The following is a 24,887-nucleotide window of genomic DNA, read 5'->3' on the forward strand; positions in this document are numbered from 1 at the left end:
CTGCAGGCAGGCGGACTTACATAACAAGGCGCAAGATGACGGTCATCCACACTCAGCTGCAACCGGGCAGCGAATCATTCCAGGCGAACGCGTCGGCACTGCGCGCACAGGTGGACGACCTGCGCGCGACGCTCGCCCGCACCGCGCTCGGCGGCAGCGAGGCGGCGCGCGCGAAACACGTGGCGCGCGGCAAGCTGCTGGTACGCGAACGCATCGATGCCTTGCTCGACCCCGGCAGCCCGTTCCTGGAGATCGCACCCCTCGCGGCCCATGGCATGTATGGCGACGAGGTGCCTTGCGCGGGCGTCGTGGCCGGCATTGGCCGGGTCAGCGGCGTGGAGTGCGTAATCGTGGCCAACGACGCCACGGTCAAGGGCGGTACCTACTACCCGATCACGGTAAAGAAGCACCTGCGCGCGCAGGAAATCGCGCAGCAGAACCGCTTGCCATGCATCTACCTGGTCGACTCGGGTGGCGCCTTCCTGCCGATGCAGGACGAGGTGTTCCCGGATCGCGACCACTTCGGCCGGATCTTCTTCAACCAGGCCAATCTCTCGGCGCAGGGCATCGCGCAGATCGCCTGCGTCATGGGTTCGTGCACTGCCGGTGGCGCTTATGTGCCGGCCATGAGCGATGAAACGGTGATCGTGCGCGAGCAGGGCACGATCTTCCTGGGCGGCCCGCCGCTGGTGAAGGCGGCGACCGGCGAAGTCGTGAGCGCCGAGGAACTCGGCGGCGCCGATGTGCACACGCGCATCTCCGGCGTGGCGGACCACTTCGCCGACAACGACCTGCAGGCGCTGGCCCGGGTGCGCGCCATCGTGGCCCAGCTCAACTGGCGCAAGCCCGAGCCGGCCCTGCGGCTCCAGCTGCCCGAGGAACCGCTGTACGCACCGGACGAACTCTACGGCGTCATTCCCGCCGACACCCGCAAGCCTTACGACGTGCGCGAGGTCATCGCCCGCATCGTCGACGGCTCGCGCTTCGATGAATTCAAGCCGCGCTACGGCAACACGCTGGTGACCGGCTTCGCCCACCTGCACGGCTACCCGGTCGGCATCATCGCCAATAACGGCATCCTGTTCTCCGAGTCCGCGCTCAAGGGCGCGCACTTCATCGAGCTGTGCTGCCAGCGCAATATTCCGCTGGTGTTCCTGCAGAACATCACCGGCTTCATGGTCGGCCGCAAGTACGAGCACGGCGGCATCGCCAAGGACGGCGCCAAGCTGGTGATGGCGGTGGCCTGTGCCAAGGTGCCCAAGTTCACCGTGGTGATTGGGGGTTCGTTCGGAGCTGGCAACTACGGCATGTGTGGCCGCGCGTATTCGCCTAACTTCCTGTGGATGTGGCCCAATGCACGCATCGGCGTGATGGGCGGCGAGCAGGCCGCAAGCGTGCTGGCCACCGTGCGCCGTGATGGCATCGAGGCCAAGGGCGGCCAGTGGTCCGCCGACGAGGAAGAAGCGCTCAAGGCACCGATCCGCGCGCAGTTCGAGCAGCAGGGGCATCCGTACTATGCCAGCTCCCGCCTCTGGGACGATGGCGTGATCGACCCGGCCGACACCCGCCGCGTGCTGGGCCTGGCGCTGTCGGCCTCGCTCAACGCCCCTGCCGAAGCCAGCCGCTTCGGCGTGTTCCGCATGTAAGCGGCGAGGAGCCTGCCCATGTTCGACAAGATCCTGATTGCCAACCGAGGCGAGATCGCCTGCCGCGTGATCGCCACCTGCCGCCGGCTGGGCATCGCCACCGTGGCGGTGTACTCGGATGCGGACCGCGACGCGCGCCACGTGCGCCTGGCCGATGAAGCTTTCCACATTGGCCCCGCGCCCGCCGCGGAGAGCTACCTACGGGGCGAGGTGTTGCTCGCGGTGGCGCAGCGCTGCGGCGCGCAGGCCATCCATCCTGGCTACGGCTTTCTCTCCGAGAACGCCGCCTTTGCCGAGGCATGCACCGCAGCAGGCGTGGTCTTCATCGGGCCGCCCGCATCGGCCATCCGCGCGATGGGCGACAAAAGCGCGGCCAAGGCACTGATGCACGCGGCCGGCGTGCCGCTGACGCCGGGCTATCACGGCGAACGGCAGGAGCCGGAATTCCTGCGCGCGCAGGCCGATGCCATCGGCTATCCCGTGCTGATCAAGGCCAGCGCCGGCGGGGGCGGCAAGGGCATGCGCCGGGTGGATCGAAGCGAGGACTTCATCGCGGCGCTCGCCAGCTGCCAGCGCGAGGCGCAATCCGCCTTCGGCAACGCGCATGTGCTGGTCGAAAAGTATGTGGAGCGCCCCCGGCATATCGAGATCCAGGTCTTCGCGGATACGCAGGGCAATGTCGTGCATCTGTTCGAGCGCGACTGCTCCGTGCAGCGGCGGCACCAGAAGGTGCTGGAGGAAGCGCCGGCGCCGGGCATGACCGAGGAACGCCGCGCGGCGATGGGGCTGGCTGCCGTGGAAGCGGCGCGTGCCGTCGGCTATGTCGGCGCGGGCACGGTGGAGTTCATCGCCGGGCCGCAAGGCGATTTCTATTTCATGGAAATGAACACCCGGCTGCAGGTGGAGCATCCGGTGACCGAATGCATCACCGGGACCGACCTGGTGGAGTGGCAGCTGCGCGTGGCCAGCGGCGAGCCGCTGCCGAAACAACAGGCGGACCTGCGGATCCACGGGCACGCCATCGAAGCGCGGCTGTACGCGGAAGATGCGGATCGTGGTTTCCTGCCCTCGACCGGCACCTTGCGCCATCTGCGGCTGCCGGGCGGCGACGGATACGTGCGCGTGGATGCGGGCGTCGAGGAGGGAGACGCGATCACGCCGTACTACGACCCCATGATCGCCAAGCTGATCGTATGGGATGTCGACCGCGAGGCAGCGCTGCGGCGAATGCGCACGGCGCTGGCGGATTGCGAGATCGCCGGGGTCACGACCAATGTCGACTTTCTCGCTCGATTGATCGCTACGCCGTCATTTTCTGGCGCGAAGCTGGACACCGCCCTCATCGAGCGTGAGCAGGCCGCGCTGCGGGCACCCGACAACGCAGGCGATGAAGGCTGGATGCTTGCAGCGTTGGCGTCCCAGCGAGGCACCCAGGCAGGACTTCCGGATACGTGCGACCCCCATTCCCCTTGGACGCAGGCGGACGGGTGGCGGCTGGGTGAGCGTGCATGGATCTGGCGCGAGTTGGAACACCGCGGCCGGCGCCGGCGCGTCGGGCTGCGGCGACACGGGCAAGCGTGGGAAATCGCGTTGGACGACCACCGGGCACACGCGCAAGTGGCCTCCTCCGCGACGGGGCTGCGAGTGGAGCTGGGCGGACGGCAGTGGCCGCTGCGCGCATGGAACGACGGCGGACGGCTACACCTGTTTGGCCTTGATGGCGGGCAGCCGTGGCAGATTCACGACGCGATCGCGGAGGCAGATCAGCCGCCAACGGAAGCTGGAGGCCTCGTCGCGCCGATGCCGGGGCGGGTGATCGCCTTGCCGGCGTCACCGGGAAGCCGCGTACAGCGGGGCCAGCCGCTGGTGGTGTTGGAGGCGATGAAGATGGAGCACAGCCTCAATGCACCGGCGGACGGCACGCTGAAGGCCTATCGCGTGCGCGAGGGTGAACTGGTGGCCGAAGGGGCCGCGTTGGTGGAGTTCGAGCCGGATTGAGTTCTGCCGCGTAATCGCGGCGCTCAGGCCCATATCTTCGAGCCGGGATCGAGCTCCGCGGTGACCATTACTTTGTCGCGCCACCCAAAGCCGCAGATCGCCAGTGCGCCCTGGGTCGTCGGATCCAATCCCAAGGCGCGCTCAAGGTGCTGTTCGTTGATCGCACCCGTGATGAACGCGCCCAAGCCCAGGTCGGTAGCCGACAGGTACAGCGTCTGCGAGATATGGCCTGCTTCCAGCGCGACGACACGGTAACCCTTCGCATGCTGCCGGTATTTCCAGAACGTGCGGTCGAAGCGAGGTGCCAGCACGATCAGCACGTGGGCGTCTCGGAACCAATGTTGCTGCGCGACCGCTTCCATCACGAAGTCGCTTAGCGCGCCGGGCGGCGATGGCAGTGATTCCAACGCGTGTGCATCGGCCCGGTAGTGGTACAGGCCCGGTGCCAGGCCCTCGACGTTCTGCACGATCAAGTACGCCTCCATCGGATGCAGGCCGCCGCCGGAAGGCACGTTCTTCTTCAGGAAAACCATGTCATCGGTTACCGCCACACGACTTTGCGCCGCCAGCGCGCGCTCGATGATCTTGGAGAAGGTCGCGAGCGGTACCGGGCGGGCGGCGTCGAAGTTGCGGCAGGTGACGCGACGATGCATGAGTTCGTCGAAATCGTTGTGCGGCACTTCCGGTAGGCGGATAAGCGCCTCATCTTCCGCTGCGATGCGCCGCGCCTCGGTCGGCGGTGCGCCGAGCACTTGACGCATTTCAAGTGCGGTTTCCGTGCCGGACTCCTTCATGTTCTTGACGGCGTCCACTTCGTCCCAGCGAGTGAAGGCATGCAAGACCGCGCCAAGCGGATGCCAGTAGGCAGAGCGCATGCGCTCGTCACGCAGGCGGTGCGCGTCGTGCAGGCCGGGCTCCTTGGTCACCAGCAGACCCAAAGAGAGCAGCTGTTCGACGACAGGGATGTCTGCTTCCAGATCCTGGAGTTGAATCCAGCGCGATGGACTGATTCGACCCAGAAGTTCTCGTTGAGCCGCGTCTACTTCCACAGGCTGGCCAAGATGGGGAGCCAACGCGAGCCACTTCAGGGTACGGCGCAAACCGTCGCCGCCCGTCAGCAGCGTTGCAAAGTCGAACTCGATCGACTCGTTGGGCTCGATGAGCAGCACTTCGCATCGGCGAAAGTGGAGATGGGGAAGCAGGCTATTCAAGGACGGCTGCATTGCGTGGGAATTGAAATGTGACTGTGGCTTGGTAACCCGATGCTGGACCGCTGGTCAGACCGCTTCGAGCGATGCGTTTACGGTACGGCCTGCATCCAGTGCGGGCGCAATCTGGCTGATGCCGCTTGTCAGCATCCGATCTATCTCAGTGCCTGCTTGCTCGATCGCTTCCTTCGAAGCCAACCTGTCCACCAGCAGGCACCGACCATTCAATCGCATTGATTCGTAGCCTTCTACTGGGCTGAGCCCCTGGCGTTGAAGCGCAGTAACCGGGTCGACCGAGAACGCCAGGCGAAACTCGTCATCCGTCGCAAGTAAACGAACCAGGCTGCGTGCGACATTCTCTTCAAACCGGATCGTGGACACGGACCGGCGTCTCCTTGGTGACTATCAGCATCCAGTTCATTACAGGCCACATGCGTAAACATAGCGGGGCACTCCACCTTGAGCTTAGCCTAAAGCAGATCGCAGGACGTAAGCATCGAGAATGACTTCGCTATATTCTTCCGGGATACATGTCCTCAAGTAATTGACTCGACGGCCGATAAAAATCCAACGACCACCCAAGGCAGACACCTTTCATGGCCACACTGAAACTGGATTCATCCATCGCCAACAAGCTGATCGATCTTCTCTCAAGCGACGATGCATTTCGCCAGCTTTTCTCGACGGATACGCTGGCCGCGCTTGCGCAGCTCGGCGTCGTGATCAACGATGAAATCGAAGCATTCGTCAAAGACTGCTGCACCAAGGTCCAGCTTGCCGAGAAAGGGAATATCGCAGCGGCCCAGGGACATATTCGCGACATGCTGACCAGCGGCGCCAGTCAGTCCGTTCCGATGCTGGACGCGAACCAGGCCGGCGGACGCAGCCTGAAGTAATCAAAACGCCCTGCCGAAGCTATCAGGGCAGGGCTACCCCGGACACAACGCGGGGCTGCGAGCGACGGTGCGCGAGTATCGCATTGCTGTCCGTAACATTGATGAGCTGCAGGCAATAGCCGCACTCGAACTCGGCGTACGCCAGTCCTCGCCTGCCATCGAGCCACGTCTCCTGCTGCTGGATGCCCTTTGCGTCGCCCAGGCGCCGCGCCGCTTCCAGTGCGACCACACGACTCTGATATCGCGAGAGGTCATCGAGGTAGGGCTGCACCAGGCGTTGTGCCTTTGGCGCGTCGTTCTTCGAGAGCGCCACCCAGGCGTCCGCGACGGCCATCAGTTCATCCACGACGCGCATCTTTCTTACGACTCCCAGACTGCGGAGTTCCCCGAGGATACGACTCGCCAGCTCCGGCTCGCCGTTGCGCGCGGAGAAAATGGCCACGGACAGCAGCAGATTCGTATCGTCCAACCAATCGGCGGTCTCGCCTGAACGCAAGGCGGCAAGCCCGAGCTTGGTCACTTCGCGAAGCTTGTCGCCTGGGTTCATCGACGCCTTGGCTTCGGCCACCGCCACGACGAACGTCGCCCGTCGATAGTCGAAGCCGTGCACGTCATCGGTGACGTCCAACCCCGCCTGGGCGTACCGCAATGCTTCGCGCCAGTTGCCCTGGTCGGCTGCGATGGAGGCACGTTCGATACTGGCATGCGGATCAGGGCCCTGGGCGTCGGAAAGTGCCCGCTCTGCCCGTGCGAAGTCCCGTTTGGCGGCGGCCGCCATGGCCACCCGGCGCGCCGCTGCACGATAGCCGTCCGCCTTTGCCTGCTGCGATGCGGTCAACGCGCCTTCGTAGTCCCCCAGGGCCAGCTTCACGCGAGCCATCTGGTCCAAGGCCACGTTGGGCAGGTCATTCGGCACGTTGACCACGCGCTCGGAGTAAGCCAACGCCTCCTTGAAGCGATTTTCAACCATGAGGCGGATCGAAGCGTTGTGCTGCGCGGGCGCATAGTCGGGATAGATCGCGGCCATTTGCTCCCAGGCCACGAGCGCCTTGTCCTGCGCCAACAGCTCCTTGCTCCAGCCATCGAGATACATCGCCTCTCTCGGCGGCAGCCTGGAACCCAGCGACAGCGCCTGCTGCAACGCGACGAGACCGTTCTTGGTGTCGACCATGGCGAAATAGCACCGAACCTGGCCTAGCGCGGCCAAGGCGAACTGCGGATCCAGCTCCGCGGCCTTCTGGTAGAAACCCAGCGCCCCGTTGTAGTCGCTGACGTTGAAGCGTTTCTGAGCCAGTGCGTAGGCGCGCAAGGCCTCCAGGCTGGAAGTGGTGACTTCCGGTAGCGGAACGGAATTCTTCTTGGCGACCGCGGCTTCTTCGCCGAGGCGTTCGCGCAGGTCCGTTGCCACGGCATCCACTGCGCCTAGCGTGGCGTCATGCCCGCGCCCTTCCGCCGAAGCGACGAAGACCGTTTCCTGCGTTTCGGGCCGCACGACCTCCACGCTTACCCGCGTACGTCCACCCACGTCGGCCACTGTGGGCAGCAGGACCACGGCGGCGCCCGTTCGCAGGGCAATTTCCGAGGCGTTCTCCCGATCGATACGCGTGGTTCCCGGGTCACGGCGCATCATCTGAAGCGCTTGCCGGGATTTCCTGTCACTGATGACGTTGATGTACTTGGATTGCTCCAGGCTGATCCTGAGTGCCTGCTCGAGCGAATCATCGAGCAGGACGTCGCCCGTCAGATTACGCATATCCCCCACAACCACCCAGTCCCGCTCGGCAAACGCAATCGCCGGCTCGGGCCGCGTAAACAACCATCCCCCCACCGCGATCATCGCCACCACCGCCACCTCGGCCACCAGCGCCGCCGGGCGCCGCCACAGCGGGATGTCGCGCCACGCTTTCTGCGTGCTCTTGGGCGCGCGCAGCGGGGTCAGGCCGATCTCGCCGACCTCGTACACCTCCATGCGCGTGGGCATGCCCTTGAAACGCCAGTAGCCATGCGATTTCCACAGCAAGCGTTCGCCACGCTCGCCCAGTTCCCGCGCGGCGCGCTGCGTCAGCGATTCGGCCACCGCCGACAGCAGGGTCTGCCCCGGCCGCGCCAGCGCCATCAAACGCGCGGCGACCGGCTTGGCCAAGCCTTCCACTTCCAGCGGCTTGGCACCGATCTGCACGGCCTCGGCGCTGTTACGCCACGTCAGCACTTCACCCACGTGCAGGCCGGCGCGGGCAAGCAGGCGCAGGCCGCGCGCATGGCCCAGGTCGCGCAGGCCCTGCTGGTAATCCAGGGCGAAACCCAAGCCGTCGATGGGACGCTCGAACAGCAGCAGCAGGCCATCGGAACGGTCGATCAACCGGCCGCGCCACTGCTGTTGCAGGCGCAGCACGAGGATGTCGTGCTCGCGGAAAAGCTCGGCGGCGGCAGCGTCGCCCAGGCGCTCCACCAGCTCGGTCGAGTCGCACAGATCGGTCAGCAGCAGCGTGCGCAGCTGCGGAGATTCGGTCAGAGGCTGCGGGACCACATCCATCACGCGATCTCCTGTTCGCTTGACGCTCAGACCAACGTCGTCGCCGACTCCAAGCCGTGCAGGCGGTTGCCACCCAGGCGCTTGGCTTCGTACAGCGCGCTGTCGGCGCGCGCGTACCAGTCGTTCCAGCTGCCGCCATTGGCTTCCAGCGGCGTGATGCCGATGCTCACCGGGCAGATCTGCGGCGCGCCGTCGATCGTCAGCTGAGCCTGCACGTTGCGCAGGATGCGCTCGGCGAGCGGGCGCAGTCCCTCGGCGTCGGTGCTGGCCACGAACACGCAGAACTCGTCGCCCCCCAGGCGGCAGGCCAGGTCGTCACCCACCAGCACCGAGCGCAGGATGTGCGCGACGTTCTGCAGCACGCGGTCGCCGGTGAGATGGCCGTGCTCGTCGTTGACGCGCTTGAAGCGGTCGCAGTCGATCAGCAACAGGCCATTGCCCGGGCGGCGGCCCGCGCGGCGGCATTCCTGCAGGTGCAGCGTGAGGCCGCGGCGGTTGTACAGGCCGGTGAGCTCGTCCGTGCGGATGAGCTCCTCGGTCTGGTTGAGCTGGTGCGAGGTGGCGTAGAGGTTGTCCAGCGCCTCTTCCAGGTCATGGTTGCGGCGGCGCAGCTGGCGGATCAGCAGCTGTTCGTTGTTCACCACCCGCACGATGGAGCGGCGCAGGAAGTGCGCGGTCAGCGCCGAGTCGTGGTCGACCAGCTTCTGGAAATCGTTATGGTCCAGCTCGATCAACTCGCAATCGCTGGCGGCGGTGGCATCGGCGCTGCGCGGGTGGTCGCCGATCAGCAAGCCCAGCTCGCCGAAAAACTCGCCCGCGCCCATGTGCTTGATGACGAGGTCCTCGCCGAAATCCAGGTCCACGGTGCCGCTGACGACGATGTACATCTGCGTGCCGATGTCGCCGCGACGGAAGAGATGGTGGCCTGCGGGAATCGTGCGTGTCCGTCCGAACCGTGCGAACAGCGCGGTTTCGGCAGGCTCGAGTACCGCATGCGCGGCATCTGGCTGGGTCGCACGTACGTTGAGGTCGGCCGCTCCGGGCCCCGCGCTGGCGCAGTTCATCCCCGCATCCCTTGGCCGGCGCACGCCGCCGGTCGATCTTGAATATTAGCACCTTAAGAAAGCGTTCATCGTAACGTCACACGCAGTCTCATAGATTGTGAGAATTAATGTGCGCTTTGCCCTTCGGCCTTCACTAGGCACCTTCGCTCGCGGTTCCTGAAAAAAGAAGGCCCGGTTTCCCGGGCCCCGGCCCCTCCCGAGGCCGTTCAATGGTCGCCTGGCTGCAGTCAGGCGGCCTTTTCGCCATGGAACTGTTCTTCCTCGGTCGAACCCGTCAGGGCGGTGGTCGAGGATTGGCCCTGCTGGATGGCCTGCGTGACGGCGTCGAAGTAACCGGTGCCGACCTCGCGCTGGTGCTTCACCGCGGTGAAGCCCTTCTCGGCCGCGGCGAACTCGGCCTCCTGCAATTCCACGAAGGCGCTCATCTGGCGGCGCGCGTAGCCGTGGGCCAGGTTGAACATCGAGTAGTTCAGCGAGTGGAAGCCGGCCAGCGTGATGAACTGGAACCGGTACCCGTAGCGGGCAATCTCCTTCTGGAACTGCGCGATGGTCGCGTCGTCCAGGTTCTTTTTCCAGTTGAAGCTCGGCGAGCAGTTGTAGGCCAGCAGCTTGCCCGGGAATTTCGCGTGGATCGCCTCGGCGAACTTGCGGGCGAACTCCAGGTCCGGCTTGCCGGTTTCGCACCAGATCAGGTCTGCGTAAGGCGCGTAGGCCAGGCCGCGGCTGATGGCCTGGTCCAGCCCCTTGCGGGTCTTGTAGAACCCTTCGACGGTGCGCTCGCCGGTGGTGAACGGCTGGTCGGTCGGATCGATGTCGCTGGTCAGCAGGTCAGCGGCTTCCGCATCGGTACGCGCCACCAGCAACGTCGGCACTCCCATCACGTCGCTCGCCAGGCGCGCGGCGTTGAGCTTCTCGATCGCCTCGCGGCTGGGCACCAGCACCTTGCCGCCCATGTGGCCGCACTTCTTCACCGAAGCCAGCTGGTCCTCGAAATGCACGCCCGCCGCGCCCGCCTCGATCATGGCCTTCATCAGCTCGAAGGCGTTGAGCACGCCGCCGAAGCCGGCTTCGGCATCGGCCACGATCGGCTGCAGGAAGTCGATGTCGTCCTTGCCCTCGGCATGGTGCAGTTGGTCGGCGCGCAGCAGCGTGTTGTTGATGCGGCGGACCACCGCGGGCACCGAGTCGGCCGGGTACAGCGACTGGTCCGGATACATCTGCCCGGCCAGGTTGGCATCGGCCGCCACCTGCCAGCCCGACAGGTAGATGGCGTTGAGGCCCGCCTTGACCTGCTGCATGGCCTGGTTGCCGGTCAGCGCGCCCAGCGCGTTGACGAAGTCCTTCTCGTGCAGGTAGCGCCACAGCTTCTCGGCGCCGAGCCGCGCCAGCGAGTGCTCCACGCGCACGGTGCCGCGCAGGCGCACGACGTCCTCGGCGCTGTAGTGGCGGGTGATGCCTTCCCAGCGCGGGTTGGTGTCCCAGTCGTGCTGGATCTGTTCGGCGGTCGGCAGCTTGCTCATCGCGGTACTCCAGGGGTGGGGTGGAACGTGGAAACGGAAGGTGTCGGGGAAGCGCTCAGTCGATGCGCTGGTAGGCGGGCAGGGTCAGGAAGTCGGCCAGGGTGTCGCTGCGGCTCAAGGTGTCCAGCAGCGCGATCGCCTCTTCGATGCGCGCCCCGCCCGGCAGATGGCCGGTGTCGCCCAGGCGCGCCGGCAGCGTTCGCAGCGTGCTTTCCAGCAGCGCGATGTCGATCGCGGTGCCGTCGTCCAGGTGCTGTCCGGCGTGGTGAATCCACTGCCAGATCTGCGCGCGGCTGATCTCCGCCGTGGCGGCGTCTTCCATCAGGTGATGGATCGGCACGCAGCCATTGCCGTCCAGCCACGCGGCCAGGTAACGCACGCACACCTCGACGTTGCCCTCGAATCCGGCACGCGTGATCGTGCCGGGCGAAGGCGCGATCAGCGCGTCGCGGTCGGCCTGCACGTCCTGGCGCAGCACGCCGTGCTGGTTCGGGCCGGGCATGTGTTCGTCGAAGATCGCGCGCGCCACCGGCACTAGCGCCGGGTGCGCGACCCAGGTGCCGTCATGGCCGGCGGTGACTTCGCGCAGCTTGTCGGCGCGCACGCGGGCCATCGCCTGTTCGTTGGCGGCTTCGTCGTGGTTGATCGGAATCTGCGCGGCCATGCCGCCCATCGCATGCGCGCCGCGCCGATGGCAGGTCTTGATCAGCAGTTCCGAATAGGCCTTCAGGAACGGCTGGGTCATGGTGACCTGGCCGCGCTCGGGCAGGATGCGGTCGGCGTGGCGGCGGAAGGTCTTCAGGTACGAGAAGATGTAATCCCAGCGCCCGCAGTTCAGGCCGACGATGCGCTCGCGCAACGCGTGCAGGATCTCGTCCATCTCGAACACGGCCGGCAGCGTCTCGATCAGCACCGTGACCTTGATCTGCCCCTGCGGCAGGCCGAGCATCGCCTCGATGTGGGCCAGCGCGGTCTCCCACAGCGCCGCCTCTTCCATCGACTGCAGCTTGGGCAGGTACAGGTACGGGCCGCGATCGCGCTGGATCAGCGTGCGTGCGTTGTGGAAGGCAAACAGTGCCGCGTCGAACAGGCCACCGGCGATCGGTTGGCCGTCGATCAACACATGCTTCTCGTCCAGGTGCCAGCCGCGCGGGCGCACGATCAACACGGCCTGCTGCTCCAGCGGCTTCAGCGCGTAGTGCTTGGCGGGCGTGTCGAAGGTGAGGTCGCCACGCACCGCCGCCGCCAGCGCGCGCTGGCCGGTGAGCAGGTTGCGCCAGGTGGGCGAGGTCGAGTCCTCGAAGTCGGCCATGAACACCTTGGCGCCGGAGTTCAGCGCGTTGATGACCATCTTCGGGTCGGTGGGCCCGGTGATCTCCACGCGGCGGTCCTGCAACGCGGCCGGGATCGGCGCCACCTTCCAGTCGCCATCGCGGAGCGCGGCGGTGTCGGCGCGGAAGTCCGGCAGTTCGCCCTGGTCGAAGCGGGCCTGGCGCTCGCGGCGGGCAGCCAGGCGCTGCTGGCGGCCGGGCTCGATCGCACGGTGCAGCGAGACCAGCAACGCCAGCACCGGCGGCGGCAGCAGCTCGGATTGGCCGGCCACGTTGGCACTCAGCGCGATACCCGGGGTCGGGCGGTCGGCGGTCGGTTCCGCGCGGGGCGTGAAGGCGGCGGTAGTGGCGGACATGGCGGCTTCCTGTGGTGCGGGCAGGGCTCCAAGGTGCCGCGCAAGCGTAGTATTTGACAAAGCAGTTTTTGCAATGCCTTAAATAAGTCTGCCTTATAGTTGTCACGCCATGCCGACCCGAGCCCCTGCAAGTCCTCGTTTTTCTTACAAATCCGATCGCCTGAAGCCGCTGCGCGCGTTCTGCCAGACGGTGCGGCTGGGATCGGTCTCACGCGCGGCCGATGCGCTCTTCGTCAGTCAGCCCGCCGTGACCCAGCAATTGCAGGCGCTGGAGCGCGAGCTTGGCGTGGTGCTGTTCGAGCGCAGCGGGCGGCGCCTGTCACCCAGCCGCGAGGGCCAGTTGCTGTACGAGATGGCCCAGCCGCTGGTGGAGAACCTGGACGGCCTGGAAGCCAGCTTCCGCGACAAGGTCCGCGGGCTGGATGCCGGCGAGCTGCACGTGGCCGCGAACAGTTCGACCATCCTCTACCTGCTGCCGAAGATCGTGGAAGCGTTCCGCACCCGGCATCCGGCGGTCCGCCTGACGCTGCACAACGCCATCAGCGCGGACGGCACCGACCTGCTGCGCGAGGATGCCGTGGACCTGGCCGTCGGCTCGATGCTCGACGTGCCCGCCGACCTCAGCTACGCGCCGGTCTACCGCTTCGAACAACGGCTGATCACCCCGCGCGACCATCCCCTCGCCAGCAAGCCCCGCCTCACGCTCGAAGACCTCTCTCCCTATCCGCTGATCCTGCCGCCTCGCCGGCAGGTCACCTACCGGTTGGTCGACCTGGTGTTCCAGCAGGCGCGCGTGCCCTACACGGTGGCGCTGGAGGTCGGCGGCTGGGAGGTCATCAAGCAGTATGTGGCGATGGGCATGGGCATTTCGATCGTCACCTCGATCTGCCTCACCGATGCCGACCACGACAAGCTCGCCACGCGCTCGCTGAAGGAATGGTTCCCCACCCGCAGCTATGGCGTGGTGGTGCGCAAGGGCAAGTACCTCTCGCCGCAGGCGCGGGCTTTCATCGAGCTGATTCAGCCGGACCTGTTCGCGCCGCGCGCCTATGAGGACAGCGGCCCGTCCGAACGTTGATGTGCAAACCGCGCTGCCCGCGCAGGCCGCCGCCGGTGCGTTATTGGAATTCTCGTACGAACCTGCGGATTCTCTCGTCCGGCCATTGATGATGCGGCACCACGTCGTGATCCTCAGGCTGCCGATGCGGAGGAATCCATGGTCACATCAGCAACCAGATGGACCGTGATGATGGTGCTGGCCTCCCTGGCCAGCGCTTGCACCAACCAGACCGGTCCGGCCGTATCCATTCCGGCCGCAAGGGCGCCCGAACAGATCGCTGCCGCGCGCCCGGCGGCGAGCCAGGGCCACCTGCCGACGGGCATGACAGTACGAAGCGTCGGCGCCAAGGCCTACGTCGTCGAGACATTCAGCGCGTCGCCCCCAGGCAGCGCCTTGCACGTCGTCACGTCCCTGGCTGGAAAGGCAAAAGCGGGCGATGCGGAAGCGGCCTATGCCATCTACCTCAAAATTCGTGACTGCAGCGAGCAAGCGCTGATGCGACCCGCCGCCGCGCCCGATTCCAACTGCGAGGGCCTCGACGTCGACGATGGCGCGGCGGCATATCAATGGCTGGAACTAGCTGCTCACCGGGGGAGCCTGCAAGCGCGCCTGTTATATGCGAGCGATCCCGAGATCGTGCTTGGCGATGCCGCCGACATGCTGCGCGACCCGGAGCGAATCCTTCAGTACAAGACTCAGGCGATGCGGTATTTGAACGAGGCCGCCCAGGGCGGCAGCGTCGATGCCCTGCTGGCGCTGGCGGACCTCTATCGCGGAGGCACCGTGGTGAACCGCGACCTGCCCATGAGCTACGCCTATTTGCAGGCCGCCGCGCGCGCAGATCCGGCTTTGGTTCCGCAAGTGAGGATGGATGAACTGGCGCTGGAGATTGGCCCGCAAGAGCGCGCCCGCGCGCTTCAAGCCAGCGGGAGAATCTATGAACAGTGCTGTGTCGATTGATATTCCGGCGGCGAGAGGGAAGCTTCGCCTGTGGCCTCCATTCCCCGGCGGCCGCCGCTTCCACTTCCGCGACCCCGATGGCTACGAGTGGGCGGCATGGACCACGGCATGAAAAAAGCGGGGTGGCCTGCGCCACCCCGCCCGATATCACGCTCGCAGCCGCGGCTTACTTCAGCCCGCGGTTTTCCAGCAGCGGTTCGACGCTCGGGTCCTTGCCGCGGAAATCGCGGTATAGGGTGGCCAGGTCGACGGTGTTGCCGCGCGAGAGGATCTTGTCGCGGAAGGTATCGCCGTTGGCACGGGTCAGGCCGCCGTTCTCCTTGAACCACTCGAACGCGTCGTCGTCCAGCACCTCAGACCAGAAGTAGGCGTAGTAGCCGGCCGAGTAGCCGCCGCCCCAGATGTGGTCGAAGTAGCTGGTGCGGTAACGCGGCGGCACTTCGGCCAGGTCGACCTTGAACTTCTTCAGCGCGTCGGCCTCGAACTTGTCCACGTCCTGCAGCGGCGCGTCGGCCGGCTGGGTGTGCCAGGCCAGGTCAAGCAGCGCGGCGGCCAGGTATTCGGTGGTCGCGTAGCCCTGGTTGAAGGTCTTGGCCTTCTGGATCTTGTCCACCAGCGCCTGCGGCATCGCCTCGCCGGTCTGGTAGTGCTTGGCGTAGTTGGCGAAGACCTTCGGGTCGGTCGCCCAGTGCTCGTTGAACTGCGACGGGAACTCCACGAAGTCGCGCGAGGTGCTGGTACCGCCGATCGACGGGTACTTGCTGTTGGAGAACATGCCATGCAGCGCGTGGCCGAACTCATGGAACATCGTGGTGACGTCATCGAAGCTCAGCAGCGCCGGCTGGCCGGCGGCAGGCTTGGTGAAGTTGGCCACGTTGTAGACCACCGGCTTGGTGCCGCTCAGGCCGTCCTGGTCGACGAAGTTGCCCATCCAGGCGCCGCCGGACTTGCTGTCACGCTTGTAGTAGTCGGTATAGAACAGGGCCAGCGAGCTGCCGTCCTTGTCGAACACCTCGAACACGCGCACGTCCGGGTGGTACACCGGGATGTCCTTGCGCTCCTTGAAGGTCAGCCCGTACAGCTGGTTGGCGGCAAAGAACACGCCGTTCTGCAGCACGTTGTCCAGCTCGAAGTACGGCTTGATCTGCGATTCGTCCAGGTCGTACTTGGCCTTGCGCACCTGCTCGGCGTAGAAGTCCCAGTCCGAGGCGGCGAGCTTGAAGCCGCCGTTCTGCGCGTCGATCACCTTCTGCATCTCGGCCACTTCGCCGCGGGCCTTGGCGGTTGCCGCGGGCACGGTGTCGGTCAGCAGCTTGAGCGCCGCGTCGGGGGTACGCGCCATCTGGTCGCCCAGGCTGTAGGCGGCGTAGCTGTCGAAGCCGAGCAGCTTGGCCTTCTGCGCACGCAGCTGGGCCAGGCGCTGCACGGTCTGGCGGGTGTCGTTGCCGTCGCCCTTCTCGGTACGGGTTTCCGAGGCCTTCAGCACTTCGGCGCGCAGGTCGCGGTTCTTCAGCGAGGCCAGCACCGGCTGCTGCGTGGTGTTCTGCAGCGCCAGCACGTACTTGCCATCGAGCTTCTTGCCCTTGGCGGCTTCGCCGGCGGCAGCGATGTCGCTGTCGGACAGGCCATCCAGGCGCGCCTTGTCATCCACCACCACGGCGCCGGCGGCGGTGGCCGCGACCAGCTTGGTGTGGAACTGCGTGGAGAGCGTGGTCTCCTCCACATTGAGCTTGCGCAGCGTTGCCTTGTCGGCATCGGACAGCTGCGCGCCGGCACGCACGAACTGGTCGTAGGTGCGCTCGACCAGGCGCTTCTGCTCGGCATCGAAGTTCAGCGTGTCGCGGGCGTCGTAGAGGGTCTTGATGCGCGCGAACAGCTTCGGGTCGAGATTGATCTCGTCCTGGTGCGCGGCCAGCTTCGGCGCCACTTCTTCCTGGATCTTCTGGCGCGCGTCGTTGGTATCGGCCTGCACCACGCCGAAGAACGTCAGCGCGACGCGCTTGAGCGTCTCGCCGCTCTTCTCCAGCGGAACAAAGGTGTTGTCGAAGGTCGGCGCCTCGGTGTTGTCGGCGATCTTGCGCACTTCGGCCAGGTGCTGCTTCATGCCTTCGTCGAACGCGGGCACGAAATCGCTGTCCTGGATCTTGTCGAACTGCGGCGCCTGGAACGCCAGCGGGCTCGCGCTCAGCAGCACGTTGGTGGTGGCGGGCGCGGGGGCGGCGGCGGGCGTGGCGGTCTCGGACACGGGGGTGGACTCTTTACCGGAACAGGCGGCCAGCGCCAGGCTGATGGCGGCGGCCAGTACGACAGTGCGCGTCATGGAAAGGAACTCCTGGGAGTACGGGGTGGGACGACGAGTGCGCGCACCCTAGCGCGTTCGGGCCGGGCCCGCCATGTGCCATTGGGTGGCCGCCGCGGCTTCAGCGAACCGGGAACGGCTCGTCGGTGAAGATCGCCACATGCGGCACACCGTCGGCGCCGATCCAGCCGCGGTACATGCCCTGGGTATTGAACGGAAACGCCATGTGGCCCTGGGCGTCCAGGGCGATGGCGCCGCCGTTGCCGCCCGCCGCCGGGATTTGCTGGTCGATCACCGCCTCGGCGGCCTGGGCCAGGGACTGCCCGGCGTACTTCATGCGGGCGCAGATGTCGTAGGCGGCCACCGCGCGCAGGTAGTACTCGCCCCACCCGGTGCCGGACACCGCGCACTGGGCATTGGCATAGGTGCCGGCCCCGATGATGGGCGAGTCGCCGATCCGGCCATAGCGCTTGTTGGTCATGCCACCGGTGGACGTGCCGGCAGCCAGGCGGCCCTGCGTGTCCAGCGCCAGCGCGCCGACGGTGCCGAAATGCCGGGCGGTCTCCAGGTCCGCATGGGCCTGGCCGGCCGCTTCTTCCTTCAATGCCTTCTGCAGCTGCTGCCAACGCTTCTCGGTGCGGAAGTAGGACGGGTCGACCAGGGGGATGCCCTGGTCCCGGGCGAAGACCTCGGCACCATCGCCGGTCAGCATCACATGCTGCGAGTGTTCCATCACCGCGCGGGCCAGCTGGATCGGATTGCGTACCCGATGCACGCCGGCAATCGCGCCGGCCTGGCCGCTCGCGCCATCCATGATCGCCGCGTCCAGCTCGTTGCGGCCATCGTGGGTGAACACCGCGCCCCGCCCGGCGTTGAACTGCGGGGCGTCCTCCATCACCGTGATCGTCGCGGCGACCGCGTCCACCGCGCTGCCACCGTGTTGCAGCACGTCGTGGCCGGCGCGCAGCGCGCGCGCCATCGCCTCGCGCGCGGCCGCCTGCTCCTCGGCCGACAGGCTGCCTTTTTCCACGCCGGCGCCGCCATGTATCACCAGCACGGGCGTGGCGGACAGCGCCGGCATGGCGCAGGCGGTCAAAGACAAGGCCAGCAGGCGGGCACGCAGGCGCTGGGTCATCGCGGTTCCTCCAGGCGGCTTACAGGGTGTCGCGGGTCTTGCCGCGCCAGGGCCGGTACCAGGCGCGGATCGCCGCCATGTCGGCCTGCAGGTCCTCGGTGGGCCAGAACAGCTCGCCGACGCCGATGGTCTTGCTGGGGTAATCGAAATACGCCGGGATGATCGGCACGCCGGCATCGCGGGCGATCTTCCAGAAGCCGCTCTTCCAGTGCTCCACCCGCTTGCGCGTGCCCTCGGGCGTGATCACGTACCACATGCGCTCGGACTGCCGGATCAGCCGCACCGCCTGGCCGATGGTGCCCTGCGGCGAGCTGCGGTCCAGCGGGATGGCGCCGAGCTTCTTGAGCAACGGGCCGAGCGGCCACCAGAACAATTGCGCCTTGCCGAGCACGCGCACTTCGAAGTTGAGCGCGATCTTGGCCGCGAAGCCCCAGAAGCCGTCCCAGTTCGAGGAGTGCGGGGCGACGATCATCACCGCCTTGGGCACGTTGGGCAGCGTTCCGACCACTTTCCATCCCGTCCCGCGCAGGACGCGGCGGGCCAGCCCCCGGAGGAACGCGGAGTGGCCGCCGGGCGGCATTTCAGGCGGCGGAGGCTGGGACAGCAGATCGGCGTGACTCAAGGGTTACTCCCAATGGGAAGACGAGCGCCCGCGCTTGACCTGGCTGCGCTCGCGCTTGGTATCGAGGCGGCGCAACTGCGAACCGCGGGTGGGTTTGGTCGCGATCCTTCGCTTGGGCGCCGACAGGCCGCCGGCGATGAAATCGGCCAGTCGCGCGCGCGCATCCTCGCGGTTGCGGTCCTGGGTACGGAAGCGCTGGGCGTCGATGACCAGCACGCCTTCGCCGGTCATGCGCCGATCGCGCTTGGCCAACAGGCGCTCGCGCACCGGCTCGGGCAGCGAGGGCGAGCCGGCCACGTCGAAGCGCAGCTCCACCGCGGTGGAAACCTTGTTGACGTTCTGCCCGCCGGCGCCACTGGCACGCACGAAACGCTCGACGATCTCGCCGGGCGGGATCGCCAGGTGCGGAGTGATCTGGAGCGGTTCTGCGGGCATGCGCCGGATTGTAATCAAGGCCGGCGACACTGCGCCGCCTTTTCCATGAAATCGGGTCGATCGGGGTATGCTGGCCGCCGATCCCCAGCAGGATGCACGACGATGATCGCAATGTCCGTCCGCAGGCGCGGCCTGCCGATGCGCGGTGTGCTGATGTGCTTGCTCGCCGCCCTGGCCTGGACCGCGCACGCCGCCCCACCCACCGATGCCGACGTCAACCGGCTGCTCGCCGCCTCGCGCGCGCAGAACATGCTCGACAGCATGCTGCCGCAGCTGGAGCAGATGCAGCGCGAGCAGTTCGCCCGCATCGCCACCGATCGCCCGCTCACCGCCACCCAGCAGGCGCAGCTGCGGCAGGTGCAGGACCGCACCCGGCAAACGCTGAGCCAGGCGCTGTCGTGGTCGCAGATGCGGCCGATGTACGTGGACCTGTACAAGCGCACGTTCTCGCGCGAGGACGTGATCGCGATGGCCGAGTTCTACGAGAGCCCGGCCGGCCAGAGCCTGCTGGACAAGACGCCGCTGCTGATGCGCAACGTGATGGACGCCATCCAGCAGAAGATGACGCCGATGATGGCGGACCTGCAGAAGGACCTGAACCAGATCCTCGCCGAGCCAGCCCCTTCGCCCGCGCCCGCGGCGAAGCCGGTAAAACCCTGATTCCTGCCGGCCGCGCCTACAGGCGCCACCCGAACCATCCCATCGCCTTGGTGAACTCGCCTTCCGGCGCGGCGAACACCTCCATCGGCCGCCCGTCCAGCGGGTGGGGGAAGCGCAGCCGCTCGGCATGCAACAGCATGCGATGCACGCCCAGCATGCGGAAGGTGCGGTTGTGCCGGCCGTCGCCATGGCTGGTATCGCCGATGAGATGGTGCGACAGGTGCTTGAGGTGCCGGCGGATCTGCCGGAAGCGCCCGGTCAGCGGCCGGGCGCGCAGCAGCGCGTAGCGCGAGGTGGGAAAGCCGGTGGACGGCACCTCCAGCTCGCCGCACAGCAGCCGCTCGAACTCGGTCACCGCCTCCTTCTTCTGTGGCTTGCCCGGCCCGCCGTCCAGCGCGTGGTCCACGGTGAAGCGCTCTTCCGCCGGCCAGCCGCGGCAGATGGCCAGGTAGTCCTTTTCCACCTCGCCGGCCATCAGCGCCTTGCCGAGCGCGCTGGCGCTGTCGCGGTCGAAGGCCAGCAGCAGGCAGCCGCTGGTCGCCCGGTCCAGCCGGTGCACCAGGAATACCTGGCGGCCGAACTGCGCGCGCAGCCGATCGGCGAGGAAGTCGTCCTCGCCACGCGCCAGCTTGCTGTCGTGGACCATCAGGCCGGCCGGCTTGTCGACCACGGCGAGATAGGGGTCCTGGTACAGGACCGGCACCGGGGCGGGCGCCGGTTCGGGGGGGAAGGCGCCGGGCAGGGCGTCGGTATCGGGGATCGCGTTCACCCGCCCATTATCCGGGCGCGCCCTTTGCCCGTCATGGCAGCCGCTTAAGAAACGCTTAAACCTTTGGCTCTACCATCCCGGCTTTCCCTCGTCCCCGGTCCCAGGCCCTTGTCCCAGCTGCTGCTCGTGGAAGACGACGCCATGCTCGGCGATGCGCTCGCCGCCGCGCTGGCCGGCGACGGCTGGCAGGTCGATCGCGCGCGCGACGCCGGACAGGCGCGGCTGGCGCTGGTCGAGCACGGCTACTCGGCGGTGCTGCTCGACCTGGGCCTGCCGCAGGGCTCGGGCCTGGACGTGCTGCGTGCCCTGCGCCAGCGCTACGACCCCACGCCGGTGCTGATCATCACCGCGCGCGACCAGCTCAGCGACCGCATCACCGGCCTGGACGCGGGTGCCGACGACTATCTCGTCAAGCCATTCCAGAGCGATGAACTGTGCGCGCGCCTGCGCGCGGTGGTGCGGCGCAGCCAGGGCCGGGTCACGCCGGCGCTGGAGTGGCAGGGCGTGCGGGTGGACCCGGCCTCGCGCAATGTCGAGCGCGATGGCACGCCGGTGCGGCTGGGGGCGCATGAGTACCGCACGCTGGTGGCGCTGCTGGAACGGCGCGGCCGCGCGGTGTCGCGCGAGACGCTGGAAACCCAGGTCTACGGCGGCGGCGGCACGCTGGAAAGCAACACCATCGCGGTGTACGTGCACCAGTTGCGGCGCAAGCTCGGCGAGGATTTCATCGTCACCGTGCACGGCATCGGCTACCGGATCGGCTGATGCGCCATCCTTCGCTGAAACTGAAGCTGCTCAAGACGCTGATGGCGGTGATCCTCGGCGGCTGGCTGATCTGGCTGGCGTGCCAGCACCAGCAGGTGAGCCGGCAGCAAAGCCGCCAGGGCGACCTGCTGCTGCGCCAGGTGGCCGAGCAGGTGCTGATGTCGATGCCGCGCAACATCGCCGGGGTCGGCAGCGCCGGCTACCTGGAACTGCCGCCGACGATCGAGGCCGCCCCCTCGCGCGAGTTCGACAAGCTGCGCTTCCAGGTATGGAGCCTGGGCACCGGCGAGCGCGTGGTGTCCTCGCGCAAGGCGCCGACCACCCCGTTGAAGCCGGATTTCCGGCCGGGCTTCGGCAATGTCACCACCGCCGGCGACCGCTGGCGCGTCTACGCGGTGACCGACTCGGAAGGCCGCGTGCAGGTGCAGGTGGGCCTGGCGCAATCGCAGGTGGAGGCCGAACTGGCGCACTGGATCCGGGTCAGCCTGGTCTCCGCGGTCGGCGTGCTGCTGGCGTTCGCGCTGGCGATCTGGCTGGCGGTGAGCTGGAGCCTGCGCTCGACCAACCGCCTGCGCGACGGCATGGCCGCGCGCGAGCCGCTCGACCTCACCCCGCTGCCGACGGCCGGCATCGCCCGCGAAATCCTGCCGCTGGTGCGCTCGTTCAACGAGTTGCTCGGCCGGCTCGGCGTGGCGATGCAGCGCGAGCGCCAGTTCCTGGCCGAGGCGGCGCACGAAATCCGCACGCCGCTGGCCGCGCTGCAGACGCAGACCGAGCTGGCGATGCGCGCCACCGACCCGGCGCAGACGCGCGAAGCCTTGCAGCGCCTGCACGGCGGCATCGAGCGCATCACCCGCCTGGCCCAGCAGCTGCTCGATTCGGCGCGGCTGGAAGCTTCGCGCCACGAGGGCCGCGAGGCGATCGTCGAACTCTCCGACGTCGCCACAATGGTGGCGCGCGAGTTCGAGGCGATGGCGATGCGGCGTGGGCAGACGCTGGCGTTGACCATCGAGGAGGCGCGCGTCTGCGCCGATATCGACGACCTCGGCATCCTGCTGCGCAACCTGGTCGACAACGCCGTGCGCTACTGCGGCGAAGGCGGGCGCATCGAGATCTGCTGCCATGCCGACCGTGCCGCCGGCGAGGCGGTGCTGCGCGTGCGTGACGACGGACCCGGCGTACCGGAACACGAACGCGCGCGCATCTTCGACCGCTTCTTCCGCGGCAGCACCGGCAACGGCGAGCGCGGCAGCGGCGTGGGGTTGTCGCTGGTCGCGCGCATCGCGCGCCACTACGGGGCGCGCATCGACACCGGGCCGGGCCTGCAAGGCCGCGGCCTGTGCATCGCGGTGCGCTTCGCCTTACAGGACGAAGGCACCGCGGCCTGAATCACTCCGCCGCCAGCTCGCGGCCGGAAGCGCCGCGCCACCACGTCCGCAGCGGCGGCGGCTGGTGCGGGTCGATCCCCTGCCCCAGCAGCGGCATCGCGATGGCGACCTGGCGCTGGCGCGCGGCGGCGAGCACTTGTTCCATCGGCGCGTACCAGTCGTGGAAGGCCAGGTCGAAGGTGCTGTTGTGGATCGGCACCAGCCAGCGGCCGCGCAGGTCGATGTGTGCCTGCACGGTCTGCTCGGGCAGCATGTGCACGCCGGACCACAGCGGGTCGTAGGCGCCGCACTCCACCAGCGTCAGGTCGAACGGCCCGAGGCGGCGGCCGATCTCGGCGAAGCCGTCGAAGTAGCCGCTGTCGCCGCTGAAGAACAGGTTGAGCGACGGCGTGCGGATCGCCCACGAGGCCCACAGGCGGCGGTCGCGATCAAACAGCCCGCGGCCGGAGAAGTGCTGGGCCGGCGTGGCCGTGAAGGTGATCTGCCCGGCCTGGTAGGACTGCCACCAGTCGAGCTGGTGGATACGGTCGGCCGGCACGCCCCAGCGCTGGATCAGGTCGCCCACGCCCAGCGGGGTGATGAACGTTTCCGCGCGCCGGGCCAGGGCGATGATCGTCGCCTTGTCCAGGTGGTCGTAGTGGTCGTGCGAGATCAGCACGCCCTTGAGCGGCGGCAGATCCTCCAGCGCCAGCATCGCCGGCTGGAAGCGCTTGGGGCCGGCCCAGCTGACCGGCGAGGCGCGCTCGGAGAACACCGGATCGGTGATCCACCAGCCGCCGTCCAGGCGCATCAGCACCGTGGAGTGGCCGAGCCGGAACAGCTCGCCCTCCTGGGCGGCGGCGAGCGCCTCGGCGGTGATCGGGCTGACCGGAATCGGCGCCGAAGGGCGGGTGCCCGGCTGCTTGCCGGTGAGGAACTTCCACCATAGCGAGGCGCTCTCGCGGCCTTCCGGCACGCGCGGCTTGGTCGCATTGCGGAAGCGGCCCTCCTTGAACTGGGGTGACAACGGATATTCGACAGCGGAACCGGAAACCGACATGCCAGTGATTCCTGTGGCAACAACGAGGGAGAGGGAAATCCAGAGCCAGCGGCGCTTCATGGCATGCCCGGCCAGTGGATGCGCGCGCAGCCCATGTCATCGGCGATGCGCCGCGCGTGCGCGCGCAGGCCGTCGCCGATACCGCAGCCGCGCCACGCGGGTTTGACGTAGAGGCCGTCCACGCGCAGGCAGTAGCCGCCGCCGGGCAGGTCGAGGCCGACGCTGGCCACCAGCACGCCGACATCGCGCTCCGCGCTGCGCGCCAGCCACGCCCAGGCGCGGTAGGGCGCGTCGAGCAGCGCCTCGCGCAAGGGCAGCGGGACCTGCGCCGGCAGCTCGGATTCGGCAGCGTCGCGGCACAGCGCCCATACGCGTGGCAGCGCATCGGCATCGACCCGTTCGAGCTGCCAGCGCGGCGCCGCGCGGCGGGCGTTGGGGGCCTGCATGACGAGCGCGATCATTCGGGCCGCCTCTTGCGCGCAGGCGGGCGAACGAGGGCGCCAGGGCGCACGGAACGAGGTAACGGTGTCATCTGATGTCTCCACGGGCACGCCGGTGCCCCGGGATGACAGGGTGCGCGGCGCGCTTTAAGAACCCTTTAAGACCGCGCCGCCGGGCTTAACCGCGAGCAACTCGCCCTTGCCCACCGGCACGAGCGAAACGGTATAGCCGGGCGTGGCATCGATCCGCGCGCGCAGCCCGGCCACTTCTTCGGCATGCGATACCGCGTTGTCCACCACCAGCAGGCCACCGGGCCGCAACAGGCGGTCGAGCCCGGGCCACCAGTCCACGTAGGCCGCGCGCTGCGCGTCCAGGAACACCAGGTCGATGGACGCGGCCGGCGCGGCGGCGAGCCAATCGCCGGCATCGCCCTGCCACGCAGTGATCGCCGCGCTCAGGCCGCCGCGCGCGAAGTTCTCGCGCGCCATGGCCAGCTTGGCCGGATCGCGTTCCAGCGTGGTGACATGCCCGCCCTGCGGTTGCGCCGCCTCGGCCAGCCACAGGGTGGAATAGCCGTTCGAAGTGCCGATCTCCACGATGCGCCGCGCCTGCGTGGCCCGCACCAGCACGGCGAGGAATTCGCCGGTGTCCGGGGTGATGTTGAGCAGGCGCTGGCCGTGCGAAGGCGCCTGGGCGTCATGGGCCGCGCCGAATGCCGCCAGTTCCTCCTTCAACCGGGCGAGCAGGCTGGCGGTCATCGGC

Annotated in this window: 22 protein-coding genes; 8 read left to right on the top strand and 14 right to left on the bottom strand. The window is 67.6% G+C overall.

The genetic code is table 11. The features are described 5' to 3' along the window. Positions 1 to 35 precede the first annotated feature (35 nt). Together P6166_RS00710 and P6166_RS00715 are read left to right on the top strand one after the other, a co-directional pair. Positions 36 to 1,646, top strand: a complete 1,611-nt coding sequence (locus tag P6166_RS00710) for a carboxyl transferase domain-containing protein (RefSeq protein WP_277762624.1) — start codon at positions 36 to 38, stop codon at positions 1,644 to 1,646. Between the two features lie 18 nt (positions 1,647 to 1,664). Next, complete coding sequence (locus tag P6166_RS00715; protein ID WP_277762625.1) at positions 1,665 to 3,644, top strand: acetyl/propionyl/methylcrotonyl-CoA carboxylase subunit alpha; 1,980 nt, start codon at positions 1,665 to 1,667, stop codon at positions 3,642 to 3,644. Between the two features lie 23 nt (positions 3,645 to 3,667). Here P6166_RS00715 and P6166_RS00720 read toward each other — a convergent pair whose 3' ends face one another. After that, positions 3,668 to 4,855 carry a putative peptide maturation dehydrogenase gene (locus tag P6166_RS00720; protein ID WP_277762626.1) on the bottom strand — a complete coding sequence of 396 codons (1,188 nt, stop codon included), beginning with the start codon at positions 4,853 to 4,855 and terminating at the stop codon, positions 3,668 to 3,670. A gap of 66 nt (positions 4,856 to 4,921) precedes the next feature. Next, the gene (locus P6166_RS00725; RefSeq protein ID WP_277762627.1) at positions 4,922 to 5,233 is read right to left on the bottom strand and encodes an NHLP-related RiPP peptide; all 312 of its coding nucleotides are present in this window, start codon (positions 5,231 to 5,233) and stop codon (positions 4,922 to 4,924) included. A gap of 215 nt (positions 5,234 to 5,448) precedes the next feature. Between P6166_RS00725 and P6166_RS00730 the strand changes: the two genes are divergently transcribed. Then, positions 5,449 to 5,748: an NHLP-related RiPP peptide gene (locus P6166_RS00730; protein WP_277762628.1), complete on the top strand. Its 300-nt coding sequence runs from the start codon at positions 5,449 to 5,451 to the stop codon at positions 5,746 to 5,748. Positions 5,749 to 5,770: 22 nt separating this feature from the next. Here P6166_RS00730 and P6166_RS00735 read toward each other — a convergent pair whose 3' ends face one another. From P6166_RS00735 to aceB, 4 genes are all read right to left on the bottom strand, one after another. Then, a complete protein-coding gene (locus tag P6166_RS00735; protein WP_277762629.1) occupies positions 5,771 to 8,281 on the bottom strand; it encodes a putative peptide modification system cyclase in 2,511 nt (836 codons plus the stop codon). A gap of 26 nt (positions 8,282 to 8,307) precedes the next feature. After that, positions 8,308 to 9,345 (bottom strand): GGDEF domain-containing protein, encoded by a 1,038-nt coding sequence (locus P6166_RS00740; RefSeq protein ID WP_277762630.1) that lies wholly within the window; start codon positions 9,343 to 9,345, stop codon positions 8,308 to 8,310. Between the two features lie 227 nt (positions 9,346 to 9,572). Beyond that, complete coding sequence (gene aceA, locus P6166_RS00745; RefSeq protein ID WP_277762631.1) at positions 9,573 to 10,865, bottom strand: isocitrate lyase; 1,293 nt, start codon at positions 10,863 to 10,865, stop codon at positions 9,573 to 9,575. 55 nt (positions 10,866 to 10,920) lie between these two features. Next, positions 10,921 to 12,552, bottom strand: a complete 1,632-nt coding sequence (aceB, locus tag P6166_RS00750; RefSeq protein ID WP_277762632.1) for a malate synthase A — start codon at positions 12,550 to 12,552, stop codon at positions 10,921 to 10,923. Between the two features lie 109 nt (positions 12,553 to 12,661). On the opposite strand from aceB, the gene P6166_RS00755 reads away from it, so the two are divergent. Beyond that, the gene (locus P6166_RS00755) at positions 12,662 to 13,630 is read left to right on the top strand and encodes a LysR family transcriptional regulator (protein ID WP_277762633.1); all 969 of its coding nucleotides are present in this window, start codon (positions 12,662 to 12,664) and stop codon (positions 13,628 to 13,630) included. Between the two features lie 138 nt (positions 13,631 to 13,768). Continuing rightward, entirely contained in the window at positions 13,769 to 14,572 is an 804-nt protein-coding gene (locus tag P6166_RS00760) for a hypothetical protein (protein ID WP_277762634.1), read from the top strand. Between the two features lie 166 nt (positions 14,573 to 14,738). On the opposite strand, the gene dcp is transcribed toward P6166_RS00760, so the two are convergent. The 4 genes from dcp to arfB form a co-directional block, all read right to left on the bottom strand. Next, complete coding sequence (dcp, locus tag P6166_RS00765) at positions 14,739 to 16,892, bottom strand: peptidyl-dipeptidase Dcp (protein ID WP_277762635.1); 2,154 nt, start codon at positions 16,890 to 16,892, stop codon at positions 14,739 to 14,741. Between the two features lie 100 nt (positions 16,893 to 16,992). Beyond that, complete coding sequence (locus P6166_RS00770) at positions 16,993 to 18,006, bottom strand: isoaspartyl peptidase/L-asparaginase (protein WP_277762636.1); 1,014 nt, start codon at positions 18,004 to 18,006, stop codon at positions 16,993 to 16,995. Between the two features lie 19 nt (positions 18,007 to 18,025). Beyond that, a complete protein-coding gene (locus P6166_RS00775; protein ID WP_277762832.1) occupies positions 18,026 to 18,586 on the bottom strand; it encodes a lysophospholipid acyltransferase family protein in 561 nt (186 codons plus the stop codon). 45 nt (positions 18,587 to 18,631) lie between these two features. Then, positions 18,632 to 19,063, bottom strand: coding sequence for an alternative ribosome rescue aminoacyl-tRNA hydrolase ArfB (arfB, locus tag P6166_RS00780; protein WP_130317019.1), 432 nt, complete (start codon positions 19,061 to 19,063; stop codon positions 18,632 to 18,634). 138 nt (positions 19,064 to 19,201) lie between these two features. Between arfB and P6166_RS00785 the strand changes: the two genes are divergently transcribed. After that, complete coding sequence (locus tag P6166_RS00785; protein WP_277762833.1) at positions 19,202 to 19,723, top strand: DUF2059 domain-containing protein; 522 nt, start codon at positions 19,202 to 19,204, stop codon at positions 19,721 to 19,723. 16 nt (positions 19,724 to 19,739) lie between these two features. Here P6166_RS00785 and P6166_RS00790 read toward each other — a convergent pair whose 3' ends face one another. After that, positions 19,740 to 20,465, bottom strand: a complete 726-nt coding sequence (locus tag P6166_RS00790) for a pseudouridine synthase (protein WP_277762834.1) — start codon at positions 20,463 to 20,465, stop codon at positions 19,740 to 19,742. A 135-nt stretch (positions 20,466 to 20,600) separates the two neighbouring features. Between P6166_RS00790 and P6166_RS00795 the strand changes: the two genes are divergently transcribed. Together P6166_RS00795 and P6166_RS00800 are read left to right on the top strand one after the other, a co-directional pair. Next, positions 20,601 to 21,257, top strand: coding sequence for a response regulator transcription factor (locus P6166_RS00795; protein WP_277762637.1), 657 nt, complete (start codon positions 20,601 to 20,603; stop codon positions 21,255 to 21,257). Continuing rightward, positions 21,257 to 22,645: an ATP-binding protein gene (locus P6166_RS00800; RefSeq protein WP_277762638.1), complete on the top strand. Its 1,389-nt coding sequence runs from the start codon at positions 21,257 to 21,259 to the stop codon at positions 22,643 to 22,645. The genes P6166_RS00795 and P6166_RS00800 overlap by 1 nt, the downstream gene beginning before the upstream one ends. 1 nt (position 22,646) lies before the next feature. Here P6166_RS00800 and P6166_RS00805 read toward each other — a convergent pair whose 3' ends face one another. The 3 genes from P6166_RS00805 to P6166_RS00815 form a co-directional block, all read right to left on the bottom strand. Further along, positions 22,647 to 23,744: an MBL fold metallo-hydrolase gene (locus tag P6166_RS00805; protein ID WP_277762639.1), complete on the bottom strand. Its 1,098-nt coding sequence runs from the start codon at positions 23,742 to 23,744 to the stop codon at positions 22,647 to 22,649. Next, on the bottom strand, positions 23,741 to 24,145 hold the full coding sequence (locus P6166_RS00810) for a GNAT family N-acetyltransferase (RefSeq protein WP_277762640.1): 405 nt from the start codon (positions 24,143 to 24,145) through the stop codon (positions 23,741 to 23,743). The genes P6166_RS00805 and P6166_RS00810 overlap by 4 nt, the downstream gene beginning before the upstream one ends. Before the next feature lie 126 nt (positions 24,146 to 24,271). Next, a complete protein-coding gene (locus P6166_RS00815) occupies positions 24,272 to 24,883 on the bottom strand; it encodes an O-methyltransferase (RefSeq protein WP_277762641.1) in 612 nt (203 codons plus the stop codon). Positions 24,884 to 24,887: the final 4 nt, after the last annotated feature.

This window comes from Stenotrophomonas sp. HITSZ_GD (genome assembly GCF_029543105.1).
Lineage (GTDB): Bacteria > Pseudomonadota > Gammaproteobacteria > Xanthomonadales > Xanthomonadaceae > Stenotrophomonas_A.